This is a genomic window from Roseibium album (assembly GCF_001404515.1).
Classification (GTDB): domain Bacteria; phylum Pseudomonadota; class Alphaproteobacteria; order Rhizobiales; family Stappiaceae; genus Roseibium; species Roseibium album.
Genome location: NZ_CXWE01000006.1, coordinates 355,756 through 378,969, shown reverse-complemented (window position 1 = coordinate 378,969; position 23,214 = coordinate 355,756). Strand labels below are relative to the sequence as shown.

Below are 23,214 nucleotides of genomic sequence, written 5' to 3'. Positions count from 1 at the left end.
TCTCTTAACCGACCTCCACCAGGCGCGGTGCGCTGATGAATTCCTGGTCTTCGGAAAGATCCGTCAGCGGCGTCGGATAGTCGCCGGTAAATCCGTGATCGGTGAATTGCGGGTTTTCGTTATCGCGACCGTCATACCCCATGGACTTGTACATGCCGTCGACGGACAGGAACGCGAGACTGTCGGCGCCGATATATGCGCACATTTCTTCGAGGCTGTATTTGGCGGCCAGAAGTTTTTCCCGGACCGGCGTATCGATCCCGTAATAGTCGGAATAGCGGATCGGCGGGCTGGCAAGCCGGAAATGGACTTCCTTGGCACCGGCTTCACGTATCATCTGGACGATCTTGACCGACGTGGTGCCGCGAACGAGGCTGTCGTCGACCAGAACAACGCGCTTGCCTTCGATCTGGGACCGGTTCGCCGAATGCTTCATCTTCACACCAAGCGCCCGGATCTGCTGCGTTGGTTCGATGAATGTCCTGCCGACATAGTGATTTCGGATGATACCAAGTTCGAACGGAATGCCGCTTTCCTGGCTGTATCCGATCGCGGCCGGAACGCCACTGTCGGGAACCGGTACGATTACATCGGCTTCAACACTGGTTTCGCGCGCGAGTTGCTTGCCCATTTCCCGGCGAACATCGTAGACGCTGCGACCACTCAGAACGGAGTCCGGCCGTGAAAAGTAGATGTATTCGAAGATGCAGGGCCGTGCCTGCTGTTTGCCGAACGGAAAAAAGGACTGGATGCCGGTCGACGTACAGACGATCACTTCACCGTTTTCGACTTCCCTGATGAATTTCGCGCCGATGATATCAAGCGCACAGGTCTCTGAAGCCAGGATTGGCGCGCCGTTCAGATCGCCGAGGACGAGAGGACGGATACCAAGCGGATCCCGCGCGCCGATGAGCTTCTTGGACGTCAGCGCCACGAGCGAGTAGGCACCTTCCATCTGCGTGATCGCTTCAATGAAACGGTCGACGATCTTGTTCTTGCGGGAGCGGGCGACCAGCTGGAGCACGACTTCGGAGTCCGATGTGGACTGACAGATCGCACCGTCGCGGATCAACTGTCGCCTCAGCGTGAGAGCGTTTGTGAAGTTCCCGTTGTGGCAGACCGCGATCCCGCCTCCATCGAGTTCGGCAAACAGTGGCTGTACGTTTCGCAGGATTGTTTCGCCGGTCGTGGAGTACCGGACGTGACCGACGGCAGCACGGCCGGTCAGGCGCCCGATCGTATCTGCATCGGAAAAGTGATCGCCGACAAGTCCCAGATGCCGTTCTGCGCGGAACTGATCATTGTCGAAGGTAACTATACCGGCTGCTTCCTGCCCCCGATGTTGCAAGGCGTGCAGACCAAGGGCGGCGAGGGCGCTGGCGTCCTCGTGTCCCAGAATGCCGAAGACACCGCACTCTTCGCGAAGCGTGTCGCCATCCATATCAAACAGCTCGTCCACTTCCGTTCCGCCAGTCATGGCGAACACTCCTCTTTTCGGCCGACAGAGATTGCGGCCCGAGACTTTGAATTGGCCTGCCTCCTCGCGAAAGCAGCATTGTCGTTTGGCACGCGGTAATGCGAACTGCCGGTGCGGATAGGTCTTCGCTTCTGTCGGCGTCAGTTGTTGTCGCTCGTCAGCTGATCCAGGCCCTGACGCTCGGTTTCGCTGTATTCAGGCTCCTCGGATGGTGCTCCGGCGTTGTTACCCGTCAGATCAGCATCGCGTATTCTGTCCAGGATCGCCTTTTCCGGATCCTCCGGCAGGACGGCGACAAGGCGTTCGCCAATCGAAAGCAGGATAGGTCTCGACTTCGCGTCCAAGACCCATTCCGGCTGCTGATCAGGCTGGACGAACCAGTTGAAGAACATCATCGCCACGACGAGCAACAAAAGGCCGCGTACAGCGCCGAACACAAAGCCGAGTGTGCGATCCAGCGCACCGATCCGGCTGTCCAGCACAAAATCCGAAATCCGCATCGTAATATAGCTGACAATGACCAGTGTCACCAGAAACACAGCTGCGGCCGAAGCGCCGGCAGCTACCAGATCATGAGTTATGTACTGTTTTGCGTAGGGCAAGACCCGTTCATAGAGCAGAAAGGCCGCGGCCGCCGCTGCAACCCAGGAGACGATCGAAAGGACTTCGCGGACAAATCCCCGGATCATGGCAAGCACCGCCGAAATGAACATGATGGCCAAGAGCAGTCCGTCCAGAATGGTTATCGGCATGTTCCTGAAAAGTCCCTTTGTCTGGTGCTCAAAAAAGAGCTGAATTCTCTATTCCGATCCCATGGGCATTATGCTTCTGCGCCCTTCGACGCACTAGCCTCAGCCGAGAGTTTCGCGACAAAGTCCCCAAGTTCCGACAGGCCGGATGCCTTGAATGACGATGCCGCACCGTCCTTGAGGTTCCCCTCCGGACATATCGCCTGATCGAAGCCGAGTTTCTCCGCTTCTTTCAGCCTGGACTGGGCCTGGGCGACAGGCCGGATGGCACCTGACAGGCTGACCTCGCCGAAATAGACGCAATTGGCCGGAAGGGCAAGCCCGCTAAGCGATGATATCAATGCCGCTGCAACTGCAAGATCGGCTCCCGGTTCGTTGATTTTAAGGCCGCCAGCCACATTCAGGTAAACATCGTGCTGGGAAAACCGCACACCACACCGCGCTTCCAGAACCGCAAGGATCATGGAAAGACGCGCACTGTCCCAACCGATCACTGCCCTGCGGGGTGTTCCAAGCGTCGATTGAGCAACGAGTGCCTGGATTTCAATGAGAAGCGGTCTGGACCCTTCGAGTGCGGCAAACACGGCTGCACCAGGTGACGATGTTGACCGGTCTCCCAAAAAGAGCGCCGATGGATTGGAGACTTCCGCCAACCCCTTGCCGGTCATTTCAAAAACGCCGATTTCATCGGTTGCGCCGAAGCGGTTTTTCACCGAGCGCAGGATCCGGTATTGGTGCGCACCATCACCTTCAAAATAAAGCACGGCGTCGACCATGTGCTCCACCACACGTGGGCCGGCGATCTGTCCGTCCTTCGTCACATGACCCACAAGTACCAGTGTGGTGCCGTTTTTCTTCGCATAGCGAACCATGGCCTGCGCCGAGGCGCGGACCTGGGTCACTGTGCCTGGTGGCGATTCTACCTGATCGGTCCACAGGGTTTGAACTGAGTCCAGGATCAGCATCGCGGGCGGTTTGTCAGCCTCAAGCGTCGCAAGGATGTCTTCGACACTGGTTTCGGCGGCAAGTGCGACCGGAGCGTTGGCAAGATCCAGGCGTTCGGCACGCAGGCGAACCTGTCCGATCGCTTCCTCGCCTGAAATATAGATGGTCTTGTGTCCGAGATTTGCCAACTGTGCGGCAGCCTGAATCAGAAGCGTGGATTTGCCAATGCCTGGATCACCGCCGACCAATAGCGCCGAGCCGCGAACAAAGCCGCCTCCGGTCACCCGGTCCAGTTCCGCAACATTTGTCTGGATACGGGGAGCTTCTTTCGTGTCACCGGACAGGCCTACAAGCGGAACAACGCGTCCCTTGCTACGCGGTGCACGTTGCGGACCGCCCCCGACCCCGCCACCGGTCTGTTCCTCGACAATCGTGTTCCATTCACCGCACGACTCGCAGCGCCCGACCCATTTGGCAGTAACTGCGCCACAGGACTGGCAGACGAAAGAGCTGGACCGCCGGGCCATGGGATCTCCAGTTAGCTGAGTGGGCGATAGATGCGCTCGAAGCGCTGCCCCAAGCTTGTCAGATATTCATAGTCTATTGTTTCGGCATACGCTGCCAGGTCCGCAGCTGCAACATTGGGTCCGAGCATTTCCACAAACGCGCCGCGTCTGACCAGATGATCGGGAACGTCGGTAACGTCAAGCGTAATCATGTCCATCGAGATCCGACCGAGGATCGGGGCCTTGTGACCGCCGATCATCGCAAACCCGCCCGGGCGGCTATCTGTCGAACTCGCGCCCCGGAGCAGTCCGTCGGCATAACCAGCGGCAACGACGGCGTTTTTGAGTGGCCGGCCAGCCGTGTGACTGGCGCCGTAGCCGATCGTGTCACCCTCCGGTACGTCACGCACGATCATGATGCGGGCCTCTACCTTGGCAACCGGTTTCATCGGATTGGGTTCATTTTCGATCGCCTGACCGCCGTAAAGGGAAATACCGGGACGCACGAGATCGAAATGAAACTCGGGACCCATCAGAACGCCTGCGGAGTTCGCCAGAGAACGTCGAATGTGAGCATGCGGAGCCGTGACCTCCCGGAATAGCCTGAGCTGATGATCATTCATCACGTGGGTTGGGTTGGACCCGCAGGCCAGATGACTCATGAGAAGCGAGGGAATGAAAGGACCCATTTGATCGGGTTTTGAAAACGTCGCGGTGAATTCACTCGGCGATAGTCCAAGCCGGTGAATTCCGGTATCGACATGAACCGCTGCGTCAAATGACCTACCGGCACCCTTGCAAAGGTCTATCCATTCCACCAGTTCGGCATGCGAGCCCAGAACCGGACGGATACGGTGCTCGAGATAATGGTCGATTGTCCCGGGCAGCAGGCCGTTCAGGGCATATATGACCGCATCTGGAAGCACGCGCCTTAACGCGATCGCTTCTGTCGGAACGGCAACGAAGAAGGTTCGGCATCCTTCGTCGTACAGCGCCTGTCCGGCCTGGGCCTGGCCCATGCCATAGGCGTCCGCCTTGATCGCGGCGGCACATTCAGTTGCGTCTCCCAGCCTGTTTTTCAACGCAGTCCAGTTTTGCGCAATCGCGCCCAGGTCAATGGTGAGGCGTCCACCATAGAGGTCCGAATGGAAGGGGGTTTCGAGTCGATTGGGCACAGTCCTGATTTTGCTCCGGTAGATTGGGATGTTCCCGTGGAATCAGGTGGTATTCTACCGCAATGATCGGACCCGGTTCCAATTGAAAAATGGAAGATTGACGCGGCCTGTGATCGCGGGTGTTAGATCGGGCAGCGCGTTGTAAAAACGCCCGTCATTTGCGTCCTGACGCCTTAGTCCTGATAGAGAAATTCGATGCCGGCCTCATCCGTGCGGGTCCAGCGTATTTCCCCGTGAAAACGCAGTTTTTTGCTTTCAACTTCAAGGACGACCTTTGCGTTCTGCTTCAGGTTTTTGGTTTTGGTTGCAATCCTGCAGCCACCGGCACTGATATCCTCGACGACACACGGTTGGTGAATCTTCTCGAGCCTGAGGATCCCGGGCCACTTGCAGTTCTTCCGGGGGAAGATCCTGGCTTCCTCCAACAATTTTTGCACCGGTGAAACCACGATGATCCATTTCCAGAAAAATCGGCGAATTCTAATGATTGATTACTTAGGGTAAATAACGAGGCTTAAAGATGACTTAAAATTGTCAAAACGTACAAGCCAATATCTATGATCTGCCGATGATATTTTTCTTCGCACGATATTGACGATACGCCCATGAACCGCGCAGAGCAGCTAAGCGCTCGGTGCTAAATGACGCAATATCACAGTGCGTTCGGTCCAGGTGTGAATGACTGACTATTCGTAGCGCTCCGGCAGATGGTCATCCTCAGCCAGATCGGAGAACCGGGTGAACTCGCCCTGGAAGTGGAGATTCGCCGTCCCCGTAGGACCGTGTCGCTGCTTGGCGATGATCACTTCTGCCTTGCCTCTTGCAGCCTCGTGCTTGGATTCCCAAGCTGCATATTCAGGTGACCCGATCTCGGGCTCGGTCTTGGAAAGGTAATATTCTTCCCTGTAAACGAACAGGATCACGTCGGCATCCTGCTCGATGGATCCCGATTCGCGAAGATCAGACATCATCGGGCGTTTGTCGTCACGAGATTCGACCTGGCGGGACAGCTGAGAAAGCGCAATGATCGGAACGTTGAGTTCCTTGGCCAGTGCTTTCAGGCCGGTAGTGATTTCGGTGATCTCCTGTACCCGGTTGCCTGTGTTCTTGGCGGACCCCGACAACAACTGGATATAGTCGACCACAAGCAGGTCGAGGCCGCGCTGGCGTTTCAGCCTGCGTGCCTTCGCCACCAGGGAAGCGATGGAGATACCGCCCGTTTGGTCGACATGCAGCGGCACTGACTGCATTGTCTGGGCACACGCGGCAAGTTTTTCAAATTCTGCTTCCGTAATGTCTCCACGACGGATCTTGGAAGACGAGATCTCCGCCTGTTCGGAAATTATACGTGTCGCGAGCTGCTCTGCGGACATTTCGAGTGAGAAGAAGCCGACCACGCCGCCATTGACGGTCTTGACCGAACCATCCTGTTGTTCTTCCGATTTGAACGCCTGTGCGATGTTGTAGGCGATGTTTGTGGCAAGCGAGGTTTTCCCCATTGCCGGACGACCGGCAAGAACGATCAGATCGGATTGCTGCAACCCGCCCATGAGTTTGTCCAGCTCCCTCAGGCCGGTGGACGTTCCCGAAAGGGCACCTTCACGATTGTAGGCGGCATGCGCCATTTCGATTGTTTCGGTAAGCGCATCGCCAAAAGCTACGAAACCACCCTCGCTGCGGCCGGTTTCGGCAAGTTCAAACAGCCTGCGTTCAGCATCGTCGATTTGCTGACCCGGCGGCACATCTATCGGGGCATCAAAAGCGATATTGACCATGTCTTCGCCAATCCGGATGAGGTTCCTGCGAATGGCGAGGTCATAGATGGTTCGTCCGTAGTCTTCCGCGTTGATGATCGAGGCCGCATCACCGGCAAGACGCAGCAGAAACTGCGTCGCGGACAGGTCCGCTATCTTTGCGTCTGCGGGATAGAAGGTTTTCAGCGTGATTGGAGAAGCCGTCTTGCCGGCCCGAATCAGGTGGCTGATCTTTTCGTAGATGTCGTGATGCGATGGCACGAAAAAATGAAGTGGCTCCAAAAAGTCGGAGACCCGATAAAAGGTTTCGTTGTTGACGAGAATCGCACCCAGAAGCTGACGTTCCGCTTCCGCATTGTGCGGAGCGAGACGCTGAATGTCTTCTTCTGTTTCGACCTTCTGCAACGTGCCCTTCATACCGACCCCCAATGACCCAAGTTCATTGGGCATACCTTCTGACGCGGGCGGTCTCAAGGCTCAAAAACGACTGTCATTGTTTCCCACCGACTTGCACAGATCAGCGGGGAAAGACTCGAATCCTGCTTGACACAAAAGCTGTTTGGAGACTCAAGGCGATAGATCTTAGTCATTGAAAACTATCGCTTTTTTAGTGAGGTTAATGAGCAGTTAAGGAATTGGGCTGTGGATTCAACGCGTTGTATGGGAGTTTGAATTTGCTGGTTTAGGCAACGTCGAATTTTGGCGAAATGAATTGCTGGCAAAATAAAAACGGCACTGCGAGCAGTGCCGTTTTGTGCTTGACTGGAGAAGAACGTGAAAGCCGATCAGACTTCGTCTTCTGCAGGAGCTTCTTCTTCGGCCTCGGAACCTTCCTCGGTGCCTTCGGCTTCTGCGTCTTCCTCGTCTTCTTCAAACTCGAAGACGTCCTGTTCCGGCGTCGTCAGGTCTTCACCGGCTGCCTGGCGCGCTGCTTCGTCTTCGGAGCGGGCGACGTTGACGGAGATGGTGACTTCGACTTCCGGATGCAAACGGATCAGAACGGTGTGCAGACCGATTGTCTTGATCGGTGTGCGCAGTTCGACCTGGTTGCGGGCAACCGTGAAGCCACTCTCTGTCAGACCATCTGCAACGTCTCTCGTGGAAACGGATCCGTAGAGCTGGCCGGTCTCGCCCGCCGAGCGAATCATCACCAGTGCTTCGCCGTCGAGCTTGGAAGCAACGGCTTCTGCTTCGCTCTTGCGTTCCAGATTCCGGGTTTCGAGTTGCGCGCGTTCAAGCTCGAAGCGCTCCAGGTTTGCCTTGTTGGCGCGGAGCGCCTTGCCTTGCGGCAGCAGGTAGTTACGGGCATAGCCGTCACGGACGCGAACGGTGTCGCCCATCTGGCCGAGCCTTGCGATACGCTCAAGAAGAATGATTTGCATTTTTTTCTCCTACTGTCCCGCCTGTGCGGCGGTTAGAGACCGAATGTCCGCGGTCCCAATACGGGTCTCCCGGGAGGGCCCGGGAGAAGTCGGCTTCCAAAAGGAAGCGTTAGCTGATCACGAACGGCAGCAGGCCGAGCAGGCGTGCACGTTTGATCGCACGAGCCAGTTCACGCTGCTTCTTCGCGGAGACCGCGGTGATGCGGCTCGGAACGATCTTGCCGCGCTCAGAGATGTAACGCTGCAGCAGACGGATGTCTTTGTAGTCGATCTTCGGTGCATTGGAACCGGAGAACGGGCAGGTTTTCCGGCGGCGGAAGAACGGACGGCGGCTCGGAAGCTGTGCAATATCAACCATTGTCTCTTACTCCTCATCACCACGGCGTGGCGGACGGCCACCACCAGAACGCTCACCACGGTCGCCACGATCACCACGGTCGCCGCGATCACCCCGGCCACCGCCACGGCGGTCGTCGCGATCACGCTTCTGCATCATGGCGGATGGTTCTTCATCCAGTTCACCGACGCGGAAGGTCATGCAGCGCAGGACATCTTCGCTGAGGCCCATCTGACGCTCCATCTCGGCGACAGCGGCATGCGGCGCGTTGATGTTCATAAGCGTATAGTGAGCTTTACGATTTTTCTTGATGCGGTAGGCAAGGGACCGCAGACCCCAGTTTTCAATCTTGCCGACAGTACCACCAGCGCCTTCGATGAGGCCCTTGTACTGTTCGACGAGCTGTTCGACCTGTTGTGCCGAAACATCCTGGCGCGCCAGGAAAACGTGCTCATAAAGAGGCATGAAAATAGCCTTTCTTCGTGTTGACAACGCGGGATTGGCGCAAAGCCTCCTCGTAGACCCGGAAAGGCGCACGAGAAATCTTACGGGAGTGGGAACACGGGAAGTCGGATCTCTCAAAAAAATCCTGGCAAACGCCCTTCCGTTCAGCCCCCGGCCAAACCCGGATGAAGCGCGCTCTATACTCTGTTTTGTGGGAATTGCAAGTCCAAATCGAGCATTGTCTCCTACCTTTGGAACGCTGCTGGTGATGTCAGCCTGCGTCCAATTGCAAAGACGCAGGTTGGCAGTTTTTGTTCCAGGCAAGAGATCACGTTTGGTTGGACCCAAAGCAAGAGTTTGGTGAATTCGTTCAGGCAGAGGACTTTTTCCAGCGACGAACCCCTGCAACGCCCATTATCGCAGCAAACAGCATTCCGCCACTTGCCGGAAGGGGAACAGGCGTGAACCGGAGTCCCAGGTCACCTTCGGGATAAGGTGTATAATTGTTGCGCAATCTCAACGCTCCTTCGGCAGCGCCCGTCGGAGGGAAGAACCAAAGGTACAAAACGCAGCAATCGCTACCTGCTCCTGGAGTGTTGTCGATGTAAGAAACAAAATCGACGTGTGTGACAGCACCACTTTCAACCTTCCAGAGGTTTATGAACGTGTTCGTCTCCGGCGGTCCGATGTAGCCGCCGAGGCCGAAGTTTTCGGTGTTGCCTAGAATTTCAACGCTTGTTGCATTGGAAGTTCCTTCCGTGAGTCCCCGGACGATTCCGGTAATGTGGCCTCCACCGAACGATTCAGGGTTTGAAAAGGAGAAATTGAAGTCGAAAGTGACTGCTTGTGCCACGTGGCTTGAAGTCAGAACCGATATCGCGACTGTGGCTGCCGCAAGCACCCTAGAGATGGAATTTTTCATCATGCCCCCGCACTGATAGTGTAAAAATTGTCAATTACGCTACTTTGGCGAGAGTGTGAAGTGGCAATGTGACACTGGCAGGTTGATTGCAGGGCTCGCATCGTCCAACAGGGTGATTTCGGACCGGTCTCTAACCCAAACGTTTCATCCAAATACGACAGTTGTTCCCGCGATTGCCGGTTGAAACCCTTCTTTTGTTCCATGCACAATGTGCCGGTAGAAAGAGAACGGTTCATCGTAAAAACCGAAATTCCCTTTAAAAAAGCAAGAATCTGCGCTTGATTTTTGTCTGGGCCTTGACAGGTCGGGCAAGAGCGTACCATAGCCTCGCGCCAAGTATGACGTCAGCCCAGAGCAGGGCAGGCAATTCGCTTTCTTCCAAAGCCGATGGTCCACACCTTATGAAAGAGGCAGGCCCGCGCACGTTTCAACGGAGGCGTTTCCAAGATGACCATAGCATTCACTTTTCCCGGCCAGGGCAGCCAGAGCGTTGGAATGGGCAAGGTTCTCGCTGAAACCTTCCCCGAAGCAAAGGCCGTCTTTGATGAAGTGGATGACGCGTTGGGACAGAAGCTGTCCGATGTAATGTGGAACGGACCTGACGATACTCTGACTTTGACCGCGAACGCTCAGCCGGCGTTGATGGCTGTCAGTCTTGCAACAATGAGGGTGCTTGAAGCCAGGGGCCTCGACTTGAAGTCGAGCGTTGCCTTTGTCGCAGGTCATTCCCTTGGCGAATATTCCGCGCTTGCGGCAGCCGGAAGTCTCGATATTGCCACCACCGCCCGATTGTTGCGGGTACGCGGAGACGCGATGCAGAACGCCGTTCCGGTGGGCGTTGGTGCAATGGCGGCTTTGCTGGGACTGGATTTCGATGTTGCGGTGGAAGTAGCTCAGGAGGCCTCCCAGGGTGAAGTCTGTCAGGCGGCGAACGACAATGCGCCGGGACAGGTCGTTGTCTCAGGTCATCTTGCAGCCGTAGAGCGCGCGGTCGAGATAGCAAAGGCCAAAGGCGCCCGTCGGGCAATCATGTTGCCGGTCAGTGCCCCGTTCCATTGTTCCTTGATGGCGCAGGCTGCAGACGCCATGTCCGATGCACTCGCGAATGCTGAAATCAACGTTCCGGTGGTTCCGCTGGTCGCCAATGTTCTTGCTGAACCGATCACGGACCCTACCGAGATCCGCTCCAGACTGGTCGAGCAGGTGACCGGTACGGTTCGCTGGCGTGAGAGTATTCTGTGGCTTGCTGGCCAAGGTGTCGATACTTTTGTAGAAGTCGGGACCGGCAAGGTCCTGTCGGGCATGGTCAGACGCATTCACAAGGAATCCACGGGTTTGTCCGTGAACACGCCGGAAGACATTGACGCGCTGATGGCAAAGATCGGCGGATAGGAACGGTTCTGCCGGCAACGGTCACATTCTGGTACGCAATACGATGAGGGAAGGACCTTAGATGTTCAGCTTGGAAGGCAAAAACGCGCTCGTCACCGGCGCGACCGGTGGTATAGGCGAGGCAATCGCCCGGGTGTTGCATGCCCAGGGAGCATCGGTTTCCCTGTCAGGCACACGTGCCGAAAAGCTGGAAGCCCTTGCGGCGGACCTTGGCGAACGCGCGTTCGTGACACCTGCAAACTTGTCCGATCGTGATGCGGTCGACGCCTTGTTGCCGTTGGCTGAAGAGAAAATGGGTTCTGTAGACATTCTCGTCAACAATGCCGGAATTACCCGTGACAATATCTTCATGCGCATGAAGGACGAAGAGTGGGACCAGGTTCTGGAGGTCAATCTGAGTTCCGGTTTCCGCCTTTGCCGTGCTGCAATCAGGGGCATGATGAAACGTCGTACCGGCCGTATCATCGGCATCACATCGGTTGTCGGTGTGACCGGCAATCCGGGGCAGGTCAACTATGCTGCCGCAAAGGCGGGAATGATCGGAATGTACAAGTCTCTGGCACGCGAGGTGGCCAGCAGAAACATCACCGTCAATACGGTTGCGCCCGGATTTATCGAAACAGCGATGACCGATGCGCTGAACGACAAGCAAAAAGAATCAATTCTGACGAGCGTTCCGGCAGGCCGTCTGGGCACGTCGGCGGAGATTGCCTCTGCCGCGCTTTATCTTGCCAGCGACGAGGCGGCATACATCACTGGCCAGACACTGCATGTGAACGGTGGCATGGCCATGATTTAAAAGAGAGTTTTGCCAAACTGGCAAAAAGAATCCGGACCGCTTTGAAGCGGCCGGGACTGGCTGGTAATGGTCAACAAAGTGTGTTACCTACCCGCCGATTGTTACGAATTGCGTTGTCGAGTCTGTTGAACTGGTCCGATGATGCTGAGACATCTTCAAGCCGTGAGTTGGCGCCGACGTTTTTTGAAAACCGGTCCGGTACAATATCGCGAGCGACGAATAGACGAAAAACAAGGAAGTGAAAGATGAGCGATATCGCGGATCGGGTAAAGAAAATCGTTGTTGAGCACCTGGGTGTAGACGCGGAGAAGGTTGTGGAAGGCGCAAGCTTCATCGATGACCTGGGCGCAGACAGCCTCGACACCGTTGAGCTGGTCATGGCATTTGAAGAAGAGTTCGGCGTTGAGATTCCCGACACCGCTGCGGAAACGATCCTGACCGTCGGCGACGCTGTCAAGTTTCTGGAAGCCAACAAGTAAGGGGCAACCCTGCTTGAGTTCTGAATGACGACCGGGCCGGCGGGGAAAGCTCCGCCAGGCCCTTCCAACGTAAGTGCGGGTTAATGAGGCGAGTTGTCGTAACTGGGTTGGGCATGGTGTCGCCGCTTGGCGGTAACGTCGATGCCACTTGGAAAAAGATCCTCGAAGGAAAGAGCGGGGCCAACAAGGTCACGAATTTCAAGGTTGACGATCTGGCCTGCCAGATTGCCTGCCAGATTCCGCGTGATCCGGGCGAGGACGGCGCGTTCGATCCCAATGACTGGATGGACGTCAAGGAACAGCGCAAGGTTGATGACTTTATCGTCTACGCCATGGCCGCGGCCGATCAGGCAATGGCCGATTCCGGTTTCAAGGCGGAAACGTACGAACAGCAGGCACGCTCCGGTGTTCTGATCGGCTCCGGCATTGGCGGATTGCAGGGAATTGAACAAGGGGCTCATCTCCTTGCGGAGAAGGGTCCGCGGCGGATCAGCCCGTTCTTCATTCCCGGGCGTCTTATCAACCTGGCGGGCGGTTATGTTTCCATTCGCCACGGATTGAAGGGACCGAACCACGCCGTTGTGACCGCGTGCTCCACAGGGGCGCACGCGATCGGTGATGCTTCTCGCCTGATTGCCTTCGGTGATGCGGATGTCATGGTTGCCGGCGGGGCGGAATCACCTCTCTGCCGTCTGGCAATCGCCGGATTTGCCGCATGTCGGGCCTTGTCGACCGGGTTCAACGACACCCCTGAAAGGGGCTCACGCCCCTATGATGTGGCTCGGGACGGTTTTGTCATGGGCGAGGGAGCTGGCGTGGTTGTGCTGGAAGAGTACGAGCACGCTGTTCAGCGCGGGGCCCGGATCTATGCCGAAGTCATCGGCTATGGTCTCTCCGGCGATGCCCATCACATTACGGCACCGTCATCTGATGGCGATGGCGCCTACAGGTGCATGGAAGCCGCATTGAAACGCGCAGAAATAACGCCTGGCGATATCGACTACGTCAACGCACACGGAACATCCACTCCGCTTGGAGACGAAATCGAGCTTGGTGCGGTCAGCAGGCTGGCAGGAGAGCATGCCAAGAACCTGACCATGTCGTCGACAAAGTCCTCGATCGGCCACCTGTTGGGGGCAGCGGGTGCCGTGGAAGCGATTTTCTCTGTTCTTGCGATCAGGGACGGTATGGCGCCGCCGACGATCAATCTGGACAATCCTTCGGTCCAGACCGAGATCGATCTGGTGCCGCACACGGCTAAGGCGATGAATATTGACGTCGCGTTGTCGAACTCATTTGGTTTCGGCGGCACGAATGCATCGCTCGTCTTCCGTAAAGTTGCCGCATAACCCTTTCAAGTTCTCTCAGGCCGGGCCTGATTCTCTTGCCCGGCCTGAGAATTTGATTGTGTCAACTGGTCTGCTTGAGCCTGTGTCACGGTTTTGGGATCAATCTTGGAGATGTGACCCGATATGCGCATAAAGCCGAAAAGCCCGCGTGAAGCCCTGCAACCCGAGCCGGCTCCGGAACCGCCGCAACGCTCCCGGCACGTGCGCAATCCCCTTGTGATCCTGAGCAATCTGATCATTACCCTCGCGGTTTTCGGTCTTGCGGCCGTCGGTGGCGCGCTTTATTTCGGCAAGCAGAAATTCGAGGAACCAGGACCCTTGTCCGAGGAGGCAATGGTGGTGATTTCCTCCGGTTCCGGTTTGTCAGGCATTACCGACCGTCTTGCCGGCAAGGGTGTCATCAATGACAGCATGTTCGACGAATGGGTCTTCAATCTCGGTATTCGGTTTTACAAGAATGCGACGGCGTTGAAAGCCGGCGAATATGCCTTTGCGCCAGGTGTCTCTATGCACGAGATCATGACGGATCTCGTGGAAGGCAATGCCGTTACCCATTCGGTTACCGTTCCTGAAGGATGGACAACCGCGCAAATCATCGAACGTGTTCGGGCACATCCGATTCTGGAAGGTGAAATCACCGAGGTCCCTGCTGAAGGAGACCTTTTGCCTGAAACCTACACTTTCGCAAGGGGAACAAGCCGCCAGGAAGTTCTCAACCAGATGAAACAGGCACAGCAACGTCTGCTCGCCGAGGTCTGGGAAAGACGTACGGATGAATTGCCGGTCAACTCACCCGAGGAACTGGTGATTCTGGCGTCCATCGTGGAAAAGGAAACTGCACTGGCCGATGAGCGTTCTCGCGTCGCAGGTGTGTTCGTCAACCGTTTGAACAAGAACATGCGACTGCAATCCGATCCGACGATTCTCTACGGCCTTTATGGCGGTGAAGCCTGGTTAAAAGATCGGTCGGCCATCAAGCAGTCCGAGATTGACGCGAAAAACGAATACAACACCTACCAGATCGATGGGTTGCCACCGGGGCCGATCGGCAATCCGGGCCGCGCCGCGATGGAAGCGGTTGCCAATCCTTCACGCACGCAGGATCTGTTTTTTGTCGCGGATGGTACGGGCGGTCATGCCTTTGCCGAAACCTATGAACAGCACCAGGAAAATGTCCGCAAATGGCGTCAGGTCGAGCGGCAGCGCCGGCAGGCTGAACAGCAACAGGACGTTGAGCCTGAGACGTCCAACTAAGTGATTTTTTTGCGCCTGACACCAAGGTCTGCAGCGCAGTAAGCCATCAAAGACTTCCGGAGGGGCACATGGCGCTTGCCAGCATGACAGGATTTGCTAGATCCCTCGGGGAAATGGGGGCGGTGCGCTGGACCTGGGAACTGAGATCGGTCAACGGCAAGTCGCTTGACCTGCGTATCCGCATACCCGCCGGTCTGGAAACACTGGAACCCCAGATCAGAGAACGGTGCAGCAAGATCCTGAGACGTGGCAATGTCACGATCGGGCTTGCCATGCAGCGGGATCAGTCGGAACAGCAGCTTCAGGTCAATGAGGTCGCTCTTGAGGCGGTTCTGTCGACCATCGACCTTCTCAAGGAGAAGGTGCCGGACCTAGCGCCACCCTCGCTCGACGGAATCCTCTCGCAAAAGGGTGTCTTTGAGCTGAAGGAACCGGAAGACGACGAGGAAACACGGGCAGCGCTGCACAAGACACTGCTGACGACGCTTGACGGCGCGTTGATTGATCTTGTCGACATGCGCCATAGCGAAGGTCAGGCGATCAATCAGGTCGTTACCGGACAGATAGACAGAATCGCCGGGCTGACACAGGCGGCAGAAGACCTTCCCGCAAGACTTCCCGAGGCGATCAAGGCACGGCTCAAAAAACAGGTGTCAGACCTGATGGACGCCTCGGACGGCCAATTCGACCCGCAGCGTCTTCATCAGGAGGCCGTGTTCCTGGCAACCAAGGCCGACATTCGTGAAGAGCTGGACCGCTTGCATGCTCACGTTGCTGCTGCCCGGGACCTGATGGGCACCGGCGGGGCCATCGGACGACGTCTTGATTTTCTTGCCCAGGAATTCAATCGTGAAGCCAACACCTTGTGTTCAAAGTCCAATGATGTGGATCTGACAGCGATCGGACTGGACTTGAAAGCGGTTATCGATCAAATGCGCGAGCAGATACAGAACCTGGAGTAGTTCCCATGACCGAAGCACCCGCTGCAACGATTGTCAGTGCGGAAGAGGCAGAGCAACAACGCCGGGGCCTGATGCTCGTGCTGTCATCTCCTTCAGGTGCTGGGAAATCCACGATTGCCCGTCTGCTTCTGGACAAGGAAGACAATCTGGAACTCTCCATTTCTGTCACGACACGACCGCGCCGTTCCAGCGAAGTCGACGGCGTCCACTATAAGTTTCTGGACCCGAAACGCTTCGAGCAGATGCGGGAGCACGACGAGCTTCTGGAATGGGCGGAAGTTCATGGCAATTATTATGCAACGCCGAGAGGTCCGGTGGAGGAAGCGATCGAGAGCGGTCGCGACATTCTCTTCGATATCGACATTCAGGGCACATACCAGCTCTATGACAAGATGCGCTCGGACGTGGTTTCAGTCTTCATTCTGCCGCCGTCCATCGCCGAAATGAAATCGCGCTTGTTCCGACGGGCCGAAGATGCGGACGAAATCATCGCCAAACGCATGAAGACTGCCGTCGGCGAAATGCGCCACTGGTCGGAATACGACTACGTTGTCGTAAACGACGATCTGGAACGCGCGTACGAGAATGTCCGCGCCATCTTGCGCGCTGAGCGCCTGAAACAGTTCCGTTCGCCGAAAATCGGACCGCTGATACAGGGCATGGTTGATGATCTGGAAATGGAACTGAGGGATAAAGACTAGTCGGCGCGGTCCGATTGAACTCAGGGGCCGCCTGTCACCACGATGCGGTCCGTCAACTCGTACCGGGACTTATAGATCCCCACGATCCTGCGTTTGACTTCAGACAGTTTGGGACGAAGTTTCAGTCTCTCGTGAAAACTCATCCAGGAAGTGTTTCGCGCAAGAGGACGATCTGAAAGGCGGATCAGATTCTCATGTTCTCCGATCCAGTCCGGTAGCACGCCCATGGCACGGCCTGACAAGAGAATTTTCAGAAGGGCGACCGAACTGTTCACGGCGAAGCTGCATTCGTTGCCAGCCAGAATTTCACTCAGAACCTGTGCGGACTTCAGGCGGGCCCTGCTTCCGCAGTACCCGGCCCAGACCTGCCTGTCCCAGCTATCGGCGTTTACTGCATCGGGATGCGACCGCAGATAACTTTCGGACGCGTATGCGTAGAAACTTCTTTCTCCAAGTTTCTGGGTTATCAGATGCGAGCGTTTGGGAACCTGATTCCCGATCGCAATATCCGCGGAATTCATGCCGAGATCCCAAAAGGCATCATCTGCATACAATTCCAGCCTTACCCCGTCGACACCCGCAACAACTGCCTCCATTTTCCCGGACAGGAAATGAAGACCCCATTCGCCAAGCGTAATTCTGAAGACCTGAAGCGGCGCAGCCGATTTTTCAAAATCGACCGCCCGTTTGAAATCGGCTGCTCCGCGTGCCATTGCCTGAGCTTCTGTGACCAGCCGTTTTCCTTCTTCGGTTAGTTCATAGCCCGTCTGGCGCCTGTCAAACAGCCGCAAGCCCAATTGATCTTCTAGGCGCGAAATCTGTCGTCCGATTGTTGGTTGCGAGACCAACAGCACCTGTGCGGCTGCGCTAAGGCTGCCTTGCTCCGCGACAGCGAGAAAGATGCGAATGGAATTCCAGTCCATATTTTTCATTAATGAATAATATCATGCAATAACATTCAGATACAAATAGAAGTTGAGCAGACATTCTCCCGACGATGAAACAGGAGGATGTAGTGCTGTTTTTTTGGCTCAAGAAATTCAAACGGCGGCGAAAAACCGTCATTCCGGCCGCTCTTTATCTGTCGCGCGACCCATCATGCTGGCCGTCCTGGCTTGTGCGGGACCTGGCGTTGGATGAACGATCCGGAAAAGCGGAAGAGGCCAGCCGTCTTCGCTGCAATGGCAGAAGTGCGAGCGATCCGAAACCTAGCTGTTTTCCGTTTTACTGATCATGTTTGCAAGCGACACAAATCCTGCAATATCAATCTCTTCGGCTCGTGCTGTTGGTTTCAGTCCCGCCTGGACGATCAGCTCTTCCGCATCGCGAGAGAGAGACTTGAGACTGGCACGCAGCATCTTTCGGCGTTGGCCGAATGCAGCCGCTGTTACTTGTTCCAGCGATTTCAGGTTACAGGGCAGGGGACTGTCATTGGGTGTCAGGTGAACAACCGCCGATGTGACCTTCGGAGGCGGCGTGAATGCCTTGGGACTGATATCGAACAGGATCCCGCCTTTGCAGCGCCATCCCGCCAGAACGCCCAGTCGGCCAAAGGCTTTCGATCCCGGCTCTGCAATGATCCGTTCGGCTACTTCCTTCTGGAACATCAGCGTCAGCGAAGACCAGAACGGAGGCCAGTCGGGCGTCGTGATCCAGTTCAGCAACAGCTGCGTTCCGACATTGTAGGGGAGGTTCGCCGCAATCCTGACCTTGTCACCGCCTGTCAGTGTGACTGGGTCCAGTTTGAGCGCATCGCCTTCGACCACGTCCAGTCGACCGGGATAGTGGCTCGAGATTTCAGAAAGGGCAGGCAGGCAACGGCTGTCCTTTTCAATCGCCACCACTTTTTTGGCACCGGCTGCAAGCAACGCGCGAGTAAGACCACCTGGTCCCGGGCCAACTTCCAGAACCGTGCAATCCGTCAGGTCTCCCGCAGAGCGTGCAATGCGGGATGTGAGGTTCAGATCCAGAAGAAAGTTCTGGCCGAGTGATTTTTTCGCATTGAGGCCATGCGCAGCAATTACATCGCGCAGAGGAGGCAAGTCATCGATCTGTGCCATGGTTTTACCGTCAGAACATATCCGGATTTGCAAGCACGTGTGCCATGCGCAGGGCCGCTGCAAAACTATCAACCCGGGCCGTTCCGGATCCGGCGAGCGAATAGGCCGTACCGTGGTCCGGTGAGGTTCTCACGAACGGTAACCCCAGAGTGACATTGACGCTGTCATCAAACCCGATCGTCTTGGCCGGAACGAGAACCTGATCGTGATACATGCCGAGCGCGCAGTCATAATTCTGGCGAGCTGGCGGATGAAACAGGGTATCGGCGGGATGGGGACCCGAAGCCTCGATGCCGATTTCCTTTAGTCTGGCGATTGCCGGCGCAATGATGTCGAGATCTTCCGTGCCCATGGTCCCGCCTTCACCGGCATGCGGATTGAGGCCACAGACCGCAAGCCTTGGTTGGGAATACCCAAAGCGATTCCTGAGGTCACTCGCGATGATCTCAGCGGTTTCGACGATGAGATCTTCCGTCAGCGCCAAGGGCACGTCCTTGATCGGAATGTGAATGGTGACCGGAACGACCATCAGGTCGGGACCTGCTATCATCATGACGGGCCGTGCTCGCTCGCCAGGCCAGTGCCTTGAGGCGAGCTCGCCTAAAAATTCCGTATGACCTGGAAAGGAAAAGCCGGTCCTGTAAAGTGCGGCTTTGTTGATCGGGTTGGTGACGACGCCGGTCGCGAGTCCATCGCGCACATCTTCAACGCATCGTTCTATGGACGCAACGACTGTTGATGCCGTTTCTTCCTGTTCGATCCCGGGACAGTCTGACAGGGTGTTGCCTGTCTGAACAATCGGAAGTCCCTTGTTAAATGCATCCGGAGCATCTTCGGCTGCACAGGAACTGATCTGCGGTTTCAAGCCGATTGTCCGTGCCCGTTCGATGAACAGCGATCGGTCGCCACGCACATAGAACGGCGGCAGTCCAAGCGATTTACGTTTGGTCCAGGCAAGAAGGGCGAGTTCGGGGCCGATTCCGGCCGGTTCACCCATACTGACGGCAATCGGCTTGTGACGAGTTTTCATTCAGCTTAGCGATAGATGATCGTCGCGCGGCGCCGAACATCCATGAGATACTTTCTGGATTGGCTCTCGCCTTCCTTGGCGCGCAGCTCGTTTTCCAGTTCGGCGCGCACCGCGATATCGGAGGCAATTTCCCGCTTGCCGCATATGGCAATCATCTCATAACCCACAGGCGTGGCCGATGGCTTGGTCAGTTTGCCCGGGCCGAGAGAATTGATTTCCTCCCGCATTTCTGCAGGCAACTCGGTCTCAAGGCGGCGTCCGATGGGCTGAACAACGACTTCGCTGTATTGACCCAGAACGCTTCCGACTTCTTCACAACTGCTGAATGCAGCACGGATCTTGTTGCTTTCCTGCTTGCGCTTCGACTTGAAGCCGCCGGAGGAATTTTTCGGGACAACAACGATTACACGCTTGAGGTCGTATTCAACCGATTTTTGCCTGTCTGCTTCATCCTTCTTCTGGAGAGCAGCGATAATATCCGACTCATCGACTTCAATCTTGCCGCTGAACCGACGTCTCAGAAGCTGGTTCCAGGCCAGTTGAGCCTTCAGGCGCGCCTTCAGGGTTTCCGGCTTGACCCCACCGCTTCGCAGAGCCTTGGAAAGCTGGGACGGTGACATCTTGACGTTGCGCGCAATGTTGTTGAATGCGTTGTCGATCTCGGAGGAACCAACTTCGATCCCCATTCTTTCCGCTTCCGCAAGCTTCACCTGATCATCGATCAGCTCCTGTTCCGCCTGGCGCTTCGCTATGGAGGCGGATTTTCGCTGAGTAAGCGTGATCAACCTGGCGCGCTGACTGATATCGTAGTCGGTGATCGGAGTATCATTCACGATCACCTTGATGGCAGCGTAAGCCGGGGTGACGATCGGCATGGCCAATGCCAGAAAAAGGCCCATAATTACCGGGACAAAACGGAGTCGCATTGCTCAACCATCCGTGCAGGCCTGAAGCCAAACCGAAGTTAATGTTATTGTGGTCTGCTTTCTCGCATATCACAGTCACAAATTCAAAATATTACCGGCATGATGCCTGAATTCATGGCGGCAAAATGTCTGAGTGAAAACAATACGCACATAATATCGTGATCCCTGAGCGAATTTCCTGTTGCCTGGGGTCACTTTAGTTCAGGGCGCCACTTGAAACCTGGGTGTTGCCGATCGTTCTCAGCCCGATGCGGAAATAGAGCGTCCGGTTGACGGAGTCGCCGTCATTCCGGCTTCGGTCTTCAGCGTAGGAGACTGAAAGCGAGAAACCTTCGTCATCATAACCGATCCCGACACCGTCCTGCACGATGTTGGCATTTTCAATATCGTAGCGCATCGAGCCAAAAACGCGCCAGTTTTCCTGAAGCCGCAGGCTCGCAGACCCCAAAATCTCCTCGCGGGGATTGTCGATACCGACATCCGGTTGTTCACCGAGAAACGCGTAGGCAAGGGAAGACACGACAGGTCCGTAGATCGCGCTGGCCTGCGCCTGCAGGCGGTTGACGGAAAAGTCGTCTTTGTCGAAGCGCGCCTGTGCGCCCAATTTTACGCCGTATTGGGTGTCCAGATAGAGGCTGCCCACATAATCCGAAAGATCGGACGCAAGACCGGAATCGGCTGTTGCCCCGAGAATGTCGGGATTTGCGTAGGAGTTTTCACCCGCAAGCTGGTAAGAGCGGCCAAAAAGGCCACTCAGGTAGTAGCCGCTGTTGAGTTGAAGTTTGTAGTTCAGGCCGAGATTCAGGCGTGTACCGCCCTCGGCCCGATCGAAGCCGGAGAACTTGTCGTAATCGAACAACGTGGTCGTGTCGAAGACGATACTTTGTGCATCATCATTCGGAAGCTCGCCTATCCGTTGTTCGTTGGGGCGCACGACAACCTGTGCAATCGGTTCGAACACCTGGTTGCCGCCGTCGAAGGCAGCAATGATCGGATAGCGGTACTCGAGACCAACTGCGGGCATGGCCCGTCCGACAAAGCTCTCACCTGCAAGCGCGGTAACATCTGCATCCGGCGACGCCAGGAAGAAAAGGTCTCCGCGCATATAGGCAAAGGGTGTAAATGTCTGACCGAGAGGATCTATGAAAGTTCGCCGCCAATCACCTTGCAGCGACAGGCGGGAAAAGGTTCCGTCAACGCCGCGGAACTTGGCGGTTGTTCCCCCGTCGATCGAAAACGCGTCGGTTTCATCCCGTGTCAGGGATGTGAAATTCGCGGCGAGGGAAAGTTCACCTGCCAGGACAGGGTCGGCGAATACGTAGTCGTAGTCGATGACAGGAAGGACAAGTGGCTGTTTGTCCTGCAGCGAACTGCCGACTGGCGAGAACCCGAGCGCGTCGAATTCGCTGTCCTCGTAATCTTCCTGACTGATCTGGAAGGCATAGGCCCTGACCGACAGCAGGTTGCGCTCATTTCTGCCTTCGAAAAAGACTTCGGACGGATCACCACCCGAAAAGCTGGCCATCGAGTAGTCCTGGAAGAACTGACGGTCACTTTTGTAGGTAACATTCCAGCCGAGCGTCCAGTCCTTGCTCAACGAAAATGAGGCCGTGGAATTGACCGCGCCGCGCCAGCGTTCATCGGCCCGCGACGTGGTGAACTGACCCGGTTGCGCCTGGAAAAGACCCGCGGCAGAAAAACTGACCTGTCCAGCTTCAAACCTGTGCCTGTATTGAACGTCGCCGAACAGGCCCTGTTTGGTCAGCGGCGTGAGTGTCGTCGTCAGGTCGTAGTGCGGACTGAGCGCCCAATAATAAGGAACCGTAACTCCGTAGCCGAGCTTGTCGTTCACAATACCGCTCGGGATCAGGAAACCTGACTTGCGCTTGATGGTCGGGTCCGGCATGGAAAGATACGGCAGATACGCAATGGGCTTTCCATAGACTTCGAATGCAGCATTCTCGAACCGGATAATTTTTTCCTGCTGCTTGTGAATGATCTTTTCGGCTCGAACGCGCCAGAGAGGCGGCTTGTCGGGCGGATTGGTCGGCTTGGTGTAAACGGTATAGACGCCGTTTTCGATCGAGGTGACGTTGTCTCCCTCACGTCGCGCCTTTTCCGCCAGAAAACGTGTGCGTTTCGTCGTGTCGATCTGCAGGGCTCTTGCAAATCCTTCGGCAAAATCTTCAGAAAGCGTCAATTCGGAGGTGCGAACGACATTTCCGTTCGACTCGATGAATATAACATTGCCCTTTGCCGTCAGCTGTCCGCTCTTTCGGTCGAAGACAATCTGATGGGCCTGAACCGTATTGCCGTCATAATAGACCTGCACGCTGCCGGTCGCCAGAATGACGTCATTGTCGAAATCGTATGTAACTTCACTGGATTCGAGCAGCAGTTCCTTGTTCGGGTCTACTTCGCCGGCCAGCCCGCTTGTAAGGTCTTGCGCATTCGCGCCGGGGATGACGTCCTGCAACAGGGAGACGGCTATGGCGAGCGTACTTGCCGCCGCCAGCAGGCTGCCCCTTTTGGCCCACATCTCTGTCTTCAGGAAAACCGGTAAAGACATCG

At 56.1% G+C, this 23,214-nt stretch carries 22 protein-coding genes; 7 read left to right on the top strand and 15 right to left on the bottom strand.

The window, feature by feature from the left end; all coding sequences use genetic code 11:
• Positions 1 to 4: 4 nt before the first annotated feature.
• The 10 genes from purF to LA5095_RS21440 form a co-directional block, all read right to left on the bottom strand.
• Positions 5 to 1,477 carry an amidophosphoribosyltransferase gene (gene purF, locus LA5095_RS21485; protein ID WP_055118621.1) on the bottom strand — a complete coding sequence of 491 codons (1,473 nt, stop codon included), beginning with the start codon at positions 1,475 to 1,477 and terminating at the stop codon, positions 5 to 7.
• 140 nt (positions 1,478 to 1,617) lie between these two features.
• Complete coding sequence (locus tag LA5095_RS21480) at positions 1,618 to 2,229, bottom strand: CvpA family protein (RefSeq protein ID WP_055118619.1); 612 nt, start codon at positions 2,227 to 2,229, stop codon at positions 1,618 to 1,620.
• A gap of 68 nt (positions 2,230 to 2,297) precedes the next feature.
• Positions 2,298 to 3,698 (bottom strand): DNA repair protein RadA, encoded by a 1,401-nt coding sequence (gene radA / locus LA5095_RS21475; protein WP_055118617.1) that lies wholly within the window; start codon positions 3,696 to 3,698, stop codon positions 2,298 to 2,300.
• A gap of 11 nt (positions 3,699 to 3,709) precedes the next feature.
• Positions 3,710 to 4,852, bottom strand: a complete 1,143-nt coding sequence (gene alr / locus LA5095_RS21470; protein WP_082442819.1) for an alanine racemase — start codon at positions 4,850 to 4,852, stop codon at positions 3,710 to 3,712.
• Between the two features lie 173 nt (positions 4,853 to 5,025).
• Positions 5,026 to 5,289, bottom strand: coding sequence for a PilZ domain-containing protein (locus LA5095_RS21465; protein ID WP_158510425.1), 264 nt, complete (start codon positions 5,287 to 5,289; stop codon positions 5,026 to 5,028).
• 249 nt (positions 5,290 to 5,538) lie between these two features.
• A complete protein-coding gene (locus LA5095_RS21460) occupies positions 5,539 to 7,023 on the bottom strand; it encodes a replicative DNA helicase (protein WP_055119039.1) in 1,485 nt (494 codons plus the stop codon).
• A gap of 368 nt (positions 7,024 to 7,391) precedes the next feature.
• Positions 7,392 to 7,988, bottom strand: coding sequence for a 50S ribosomal protein L9 (gene rplI, locus LA5095_RS21455; RefSeq protein WP_055118611.1), 597 nt, complete (start codon positions 7,986 to 7,988; stop codon positions 7,392 to 7,394).
• A 109-nt stretch (positions 7,989 to 8,097) separates the two neighbouring features.
• Positions 8,098 to 8,346, bottom strand: a complete 249-nt coding sequence (gene rpsR / locus LA5095_RS21450) for a 30S ribosomal protein S18 (protein WP_029066450.1) — start codon at positions 8,344 to 8,346, stop codon at positions 8,098 to 8,100.
• A gap of 6 nt (positions 8,347 to 8,352) precedes the next feature.
• Positions 8,353 to 8,790 carry a 30S ribosomal protein S6 gene (rpsF, locus tag LA5095_RS21445; RefSeq protein ID WP_055118609.1) on the bottom strand — a complete coding sequence of 146 codons (438 nt, stop codon included), beginning with the start codon at positions 8,788 to 8,790 and terminating at the stop codon, positions 8,353 to 8,355.
• A 349-nt stretch (positions 8,791 to 9,139) separates the two neighbouring features.
• The gene (locus tag LA5095_RS21440; RefSeq protein ID WP_144436145.1) at positions 9,140 to 9,691 is read right to left on the bottom strand and encodes a VPLPA-CTERM sorting domain-containing protein; all 552 of its coding nucleotides are present in this window, start codon (positions 9,689 to 9,691) and stop codon (positions 9,140 to 9,142) included.
• 447 nt (positions 9,692 to 10,138) lie between these two features.
• Between LA5095_RS21440 and fabD the strand changes: the two genes are divergently transcribed.
• The 7 genes from fabD (at position 10,139) to gmk (ending at position 16,627) form a co-directional block, all read left to right on the top strand.
• Complete coding sequence (gene fabD / locus LA5095_RS21435; RefSeq protein ID WP_055118605.1) at positions 10,139 to 11,083, top strand: ACP S-malonyltransferase; 945 nt, start codon at positions 10,139 to 10,141, stop codon at positions 11,081 to 11,083.
• A gap of 61 nt (positions 11,084 to 11,144) precedes the next feature.
• A complete protein-coding gene (gene fabG, locus LA5095_RS21430) occupies positions 11,145 to 11,882 on the top strand; it encodes a 3-oxoacyl-[acyl-carrier-protein] reductase (RefSeq protein WP_055118603.1) in 738 nt (245 codons plus the stop codon).
• 245 nt (positions 11,883 to 12,127) lie between these two features.
• Positions 12,128 to 12,361 (top strand): acyl carrier protein, encoded by a 234-nt coding sequence (locus tag LA5095_RS21425; RefSeq protein ID WP_008194310.1) that lies wholly within the window; start codon positions 12,128 to 12,130, stop codon positions 12,359 to 12,361.
• Between the two features lie 83 nt (positions 12,362 to 12,444).
• A complete protein-coding gene (gene fabF, locus LA5095_RS21420; RefSeq protein ID WP_082442821.1) occupies positions 12,445 to 13,710 on the top strand; it encodes a beta-ketoacyl-ACP synthase II in 1,266 nt (421 codons plus the stop codon).
• A 123-nt stretch (positions 13,711 to 13,833) separates the two neighbouring features.
• Positions 13,834 to 14,964 (top strand): endolytic transglycosylase MltG, encoded by a 1,131-nt coding sequence (gene mltG, locus LA5095_RS21415; protein WP_055118598.1) that lies wholly within the window; start codon positions 13,834 to 13,836, stop codon positions 14,962 to 14,964.
• A 68-nt stretch (positions 14,965 to 15,032) separates the two neighbouring features.
• Positions 15,033 to 15,926, top strand: a complete 894-nt coding sequence (locus LA5095_RS21410) for a YicC/YloC family endoribonuclease (RefSeq protein WP_055118596.1) — start codon at positions 15,033 to 15,035, stop codon at positions 15,924 to 15,926.
• A 5-nt stretch (positions 15,927 to 15,931) separates the two neighbouring features.
• On the top strand, positions 15,932 to 16,627 hold the full coding sequence (gene gmk, locus LA5095_RS21405) for a guanylate kinase (RefSeq protein WP_055118594.1): 696 nt from the start codon (positions 15,932 to 15,934) through the stop codon (positions 16,625 to 16,627).
• Between the two features lie 20 nt (positions 16,628 to 16,647).
• On the opposite strand, the gene LA5095_RS21400 is transcribed toward gmk, so the two are convergent.
• The 5 genes from LA5095_RS21400 to LA5095_RS21375 form a co-directional block, all read right to left on the bottom strand.
• A complete protein-coding gene (locus LA5095_RS21400; protein WP_055118592.1) occupies positions 16,648 to 17,559 on the bottom strand; it encodes a LysR family transcriptional regulator in 912 nt (303 codons plus the stop codon).
• 276 nt (positions 17,560 to 17,835) lie between these two features.
• Positions 17,836 to 18,687, bottom strand: coding sequence for a 16S rRNA (adenine(1518)-N(6)/adenine(1519)-N(6))-dimethyltransferase RsmA (rsmA, locus tag LA5095_RS21390; protein ID WP_055118587.1), 852 nt, complete (start codon positions 18,685 to 18,687; stop codon positions 17,836 to 17,838).
• A 10-nt stretch (positions 18,688 to 18,697) separates the two neighbouring features.
• Entirely contained in the window at positions 18,698 to 19,717 is a 1,020-nt protein-coding gene (pdxA, locus tag LA5095_RS21385; protein WP_055118585.1) for a 4-hydroxythreonine-4-phosphate dehydrogenase PdxA, read from the bottom strand.
• Between the two features lie 5 nt (positions 19,718 to 19,722).
• A complete protein-coding gene (locus LA5095_RS21380) occupies positions 19,723 to 20,643 on the bottom strand; it encodes a SurA N-terminal domain-containing protein (RefSeq protein ID WP_104705127.1) in 921 nt (306 codons plus the stop codon).
• Between the two features lie 196 nt (positions 20,644 to 20,839).
• A complete protein-coding gene (locus tag LA5095_RS21375) occupies positions 20,840 to 23,212 on the bottom strand; it encodes an LPS-assembly protein LptD (RefSeq protein ID WP_055118581.1) in 2,373 nt (790 codons plus the stop codon).
• Positions 23,213 to 23,214: the final 2 nt, after the last annotated feature.

Coding starts and splice junctions, on each gene's coding strand:
- LA5095_RS21400 (WP_055118592.1), bottom strand. CDS start 17,559: ATGAAAAATATGGACTGGAATTCCATTCGCATCTTTCTCGCTGTCGCG.
- fabF (WP_082442821.1), top strand. CDS start 12,445: ATGAGGCGAGTTGTCGTAACTGGGTTGGGCATGGTGTCGCCGCTTGGC.
- LA5095_RS21480 (WP_055118619.1), bottom strand. CDS start 2,229: ATGCCGATAACCATTCTGGACGGACTGCTCTTGGCCATCATGTTCATT.
- rplI (WP_055118611.1), bottom strand. CDS start 7,988: ATGCAAATCATTCTTCTTGAGCGTATCGCAAGGCTCGGCCAGATGGGC.
- radA (WP_055118617.1), bottom strand. CDS start 3,698: ATGGCCCGGCGGTCCAGCTCTTTCGTCTGCCAGTCCTGTGGCGCAGTT.
- LA5095_RS21410 (WP_055118596.1), top strand. CDS start 15,033: ATGGCGCTTGCCAGCATGACAGGATTTGCTAGATCCCTCGGGGAAATG.
- fabG (WP_055118603.1), top strand. CDS start 11,145: ATGTTCAGCTTGGAAGGCAAAAACGCGCTCGTCACCGGCGCGACCGGT.
- LA5095_RS21380 (WP_104705127.1), bottom strand. CDS start 20,643: ATGCGACTCCGTTTTGTCCCGGTAATTATGGGCCTTTTTCTGGCATTG.
- mltG (WP_055118598.1), top strand. CDS start 13,834: ATGCGCATAAAGCCGAAAAGCCCGCGTGAAGCCCTGCAACCCGAGCCG.
- rpsF (WP_055118609.1), bottom strand. CDS start 8,790: ATGCCTCTTTATGAGCACGTTTTCCTGGCGCGCCAGGATGTTTCGGCA.
- pdxA (WP_055118585.1), bottom strand. CDS start 19,717: ATGAAAACTCGTCACAAGCCGATTGCCGTCAGTATGGGTGAACCGGCC.
- fabD (WP_055118605.1), top strand. CDS start 10,139: ATGACCATAGCATTCACTTTTCCCGGCCAGGGCAGCCAGAGCGTTGGA.
- LA5095_RS21425 (WP_008194310.1), top strand. CDS start 12,128: ATGAGCGATATCGCGGATCGGGTAAAGAAAATCGTTGTTGAGCACCTG.
- rsmA (WP_055118587.1), bottom strand. CDS start 18,687: ATGGCACAGATCGATGACTTGCCTCCTCTGCGCGATGTAATTGCTGCG.
- gmk (WP_055118594.1), top strand. CDS start 15,932: ATGACCGAAGCACCCGCTGCAACGATTGTCAGTGCGGAAGAGGCAGAG.
- LA5095_RS21440 (WP_144436145.1), bottom strand. CDS start 9,691: ATGAAAAATTCCATCTCTAGGGTGCTTGCGGCAGCCACAGTCGCGATA.
- LA5095_RS21460 (WP_055119039.1), bottom strand. CDS start 7,023: ATGAAGGGCACGTTGCAGAAGGTCGAAACAGAAGAAGACATTCAGCGT.
- rpsR (WP_029066450.1), bottom strand. CDS start 8,346: ATGGTTGATATTGCACAGCTTCCGAGCCGCCGTCCGTTCTTCCGCCGC.
- LA5095_RS21375 (WP_055118581.1), bottom strand. CDS start 23,212: ATGTCTTTACCGGTTTTCCTGAAGACAGAGATGTGGGCCAAAAGGGGC.
- purF (WP_055118621.1), bottom strand. CDS start 1,477: ATGACTGGCGGAACGGAAGTGGACGAGCTGTTTGATATGGATGGCGAC.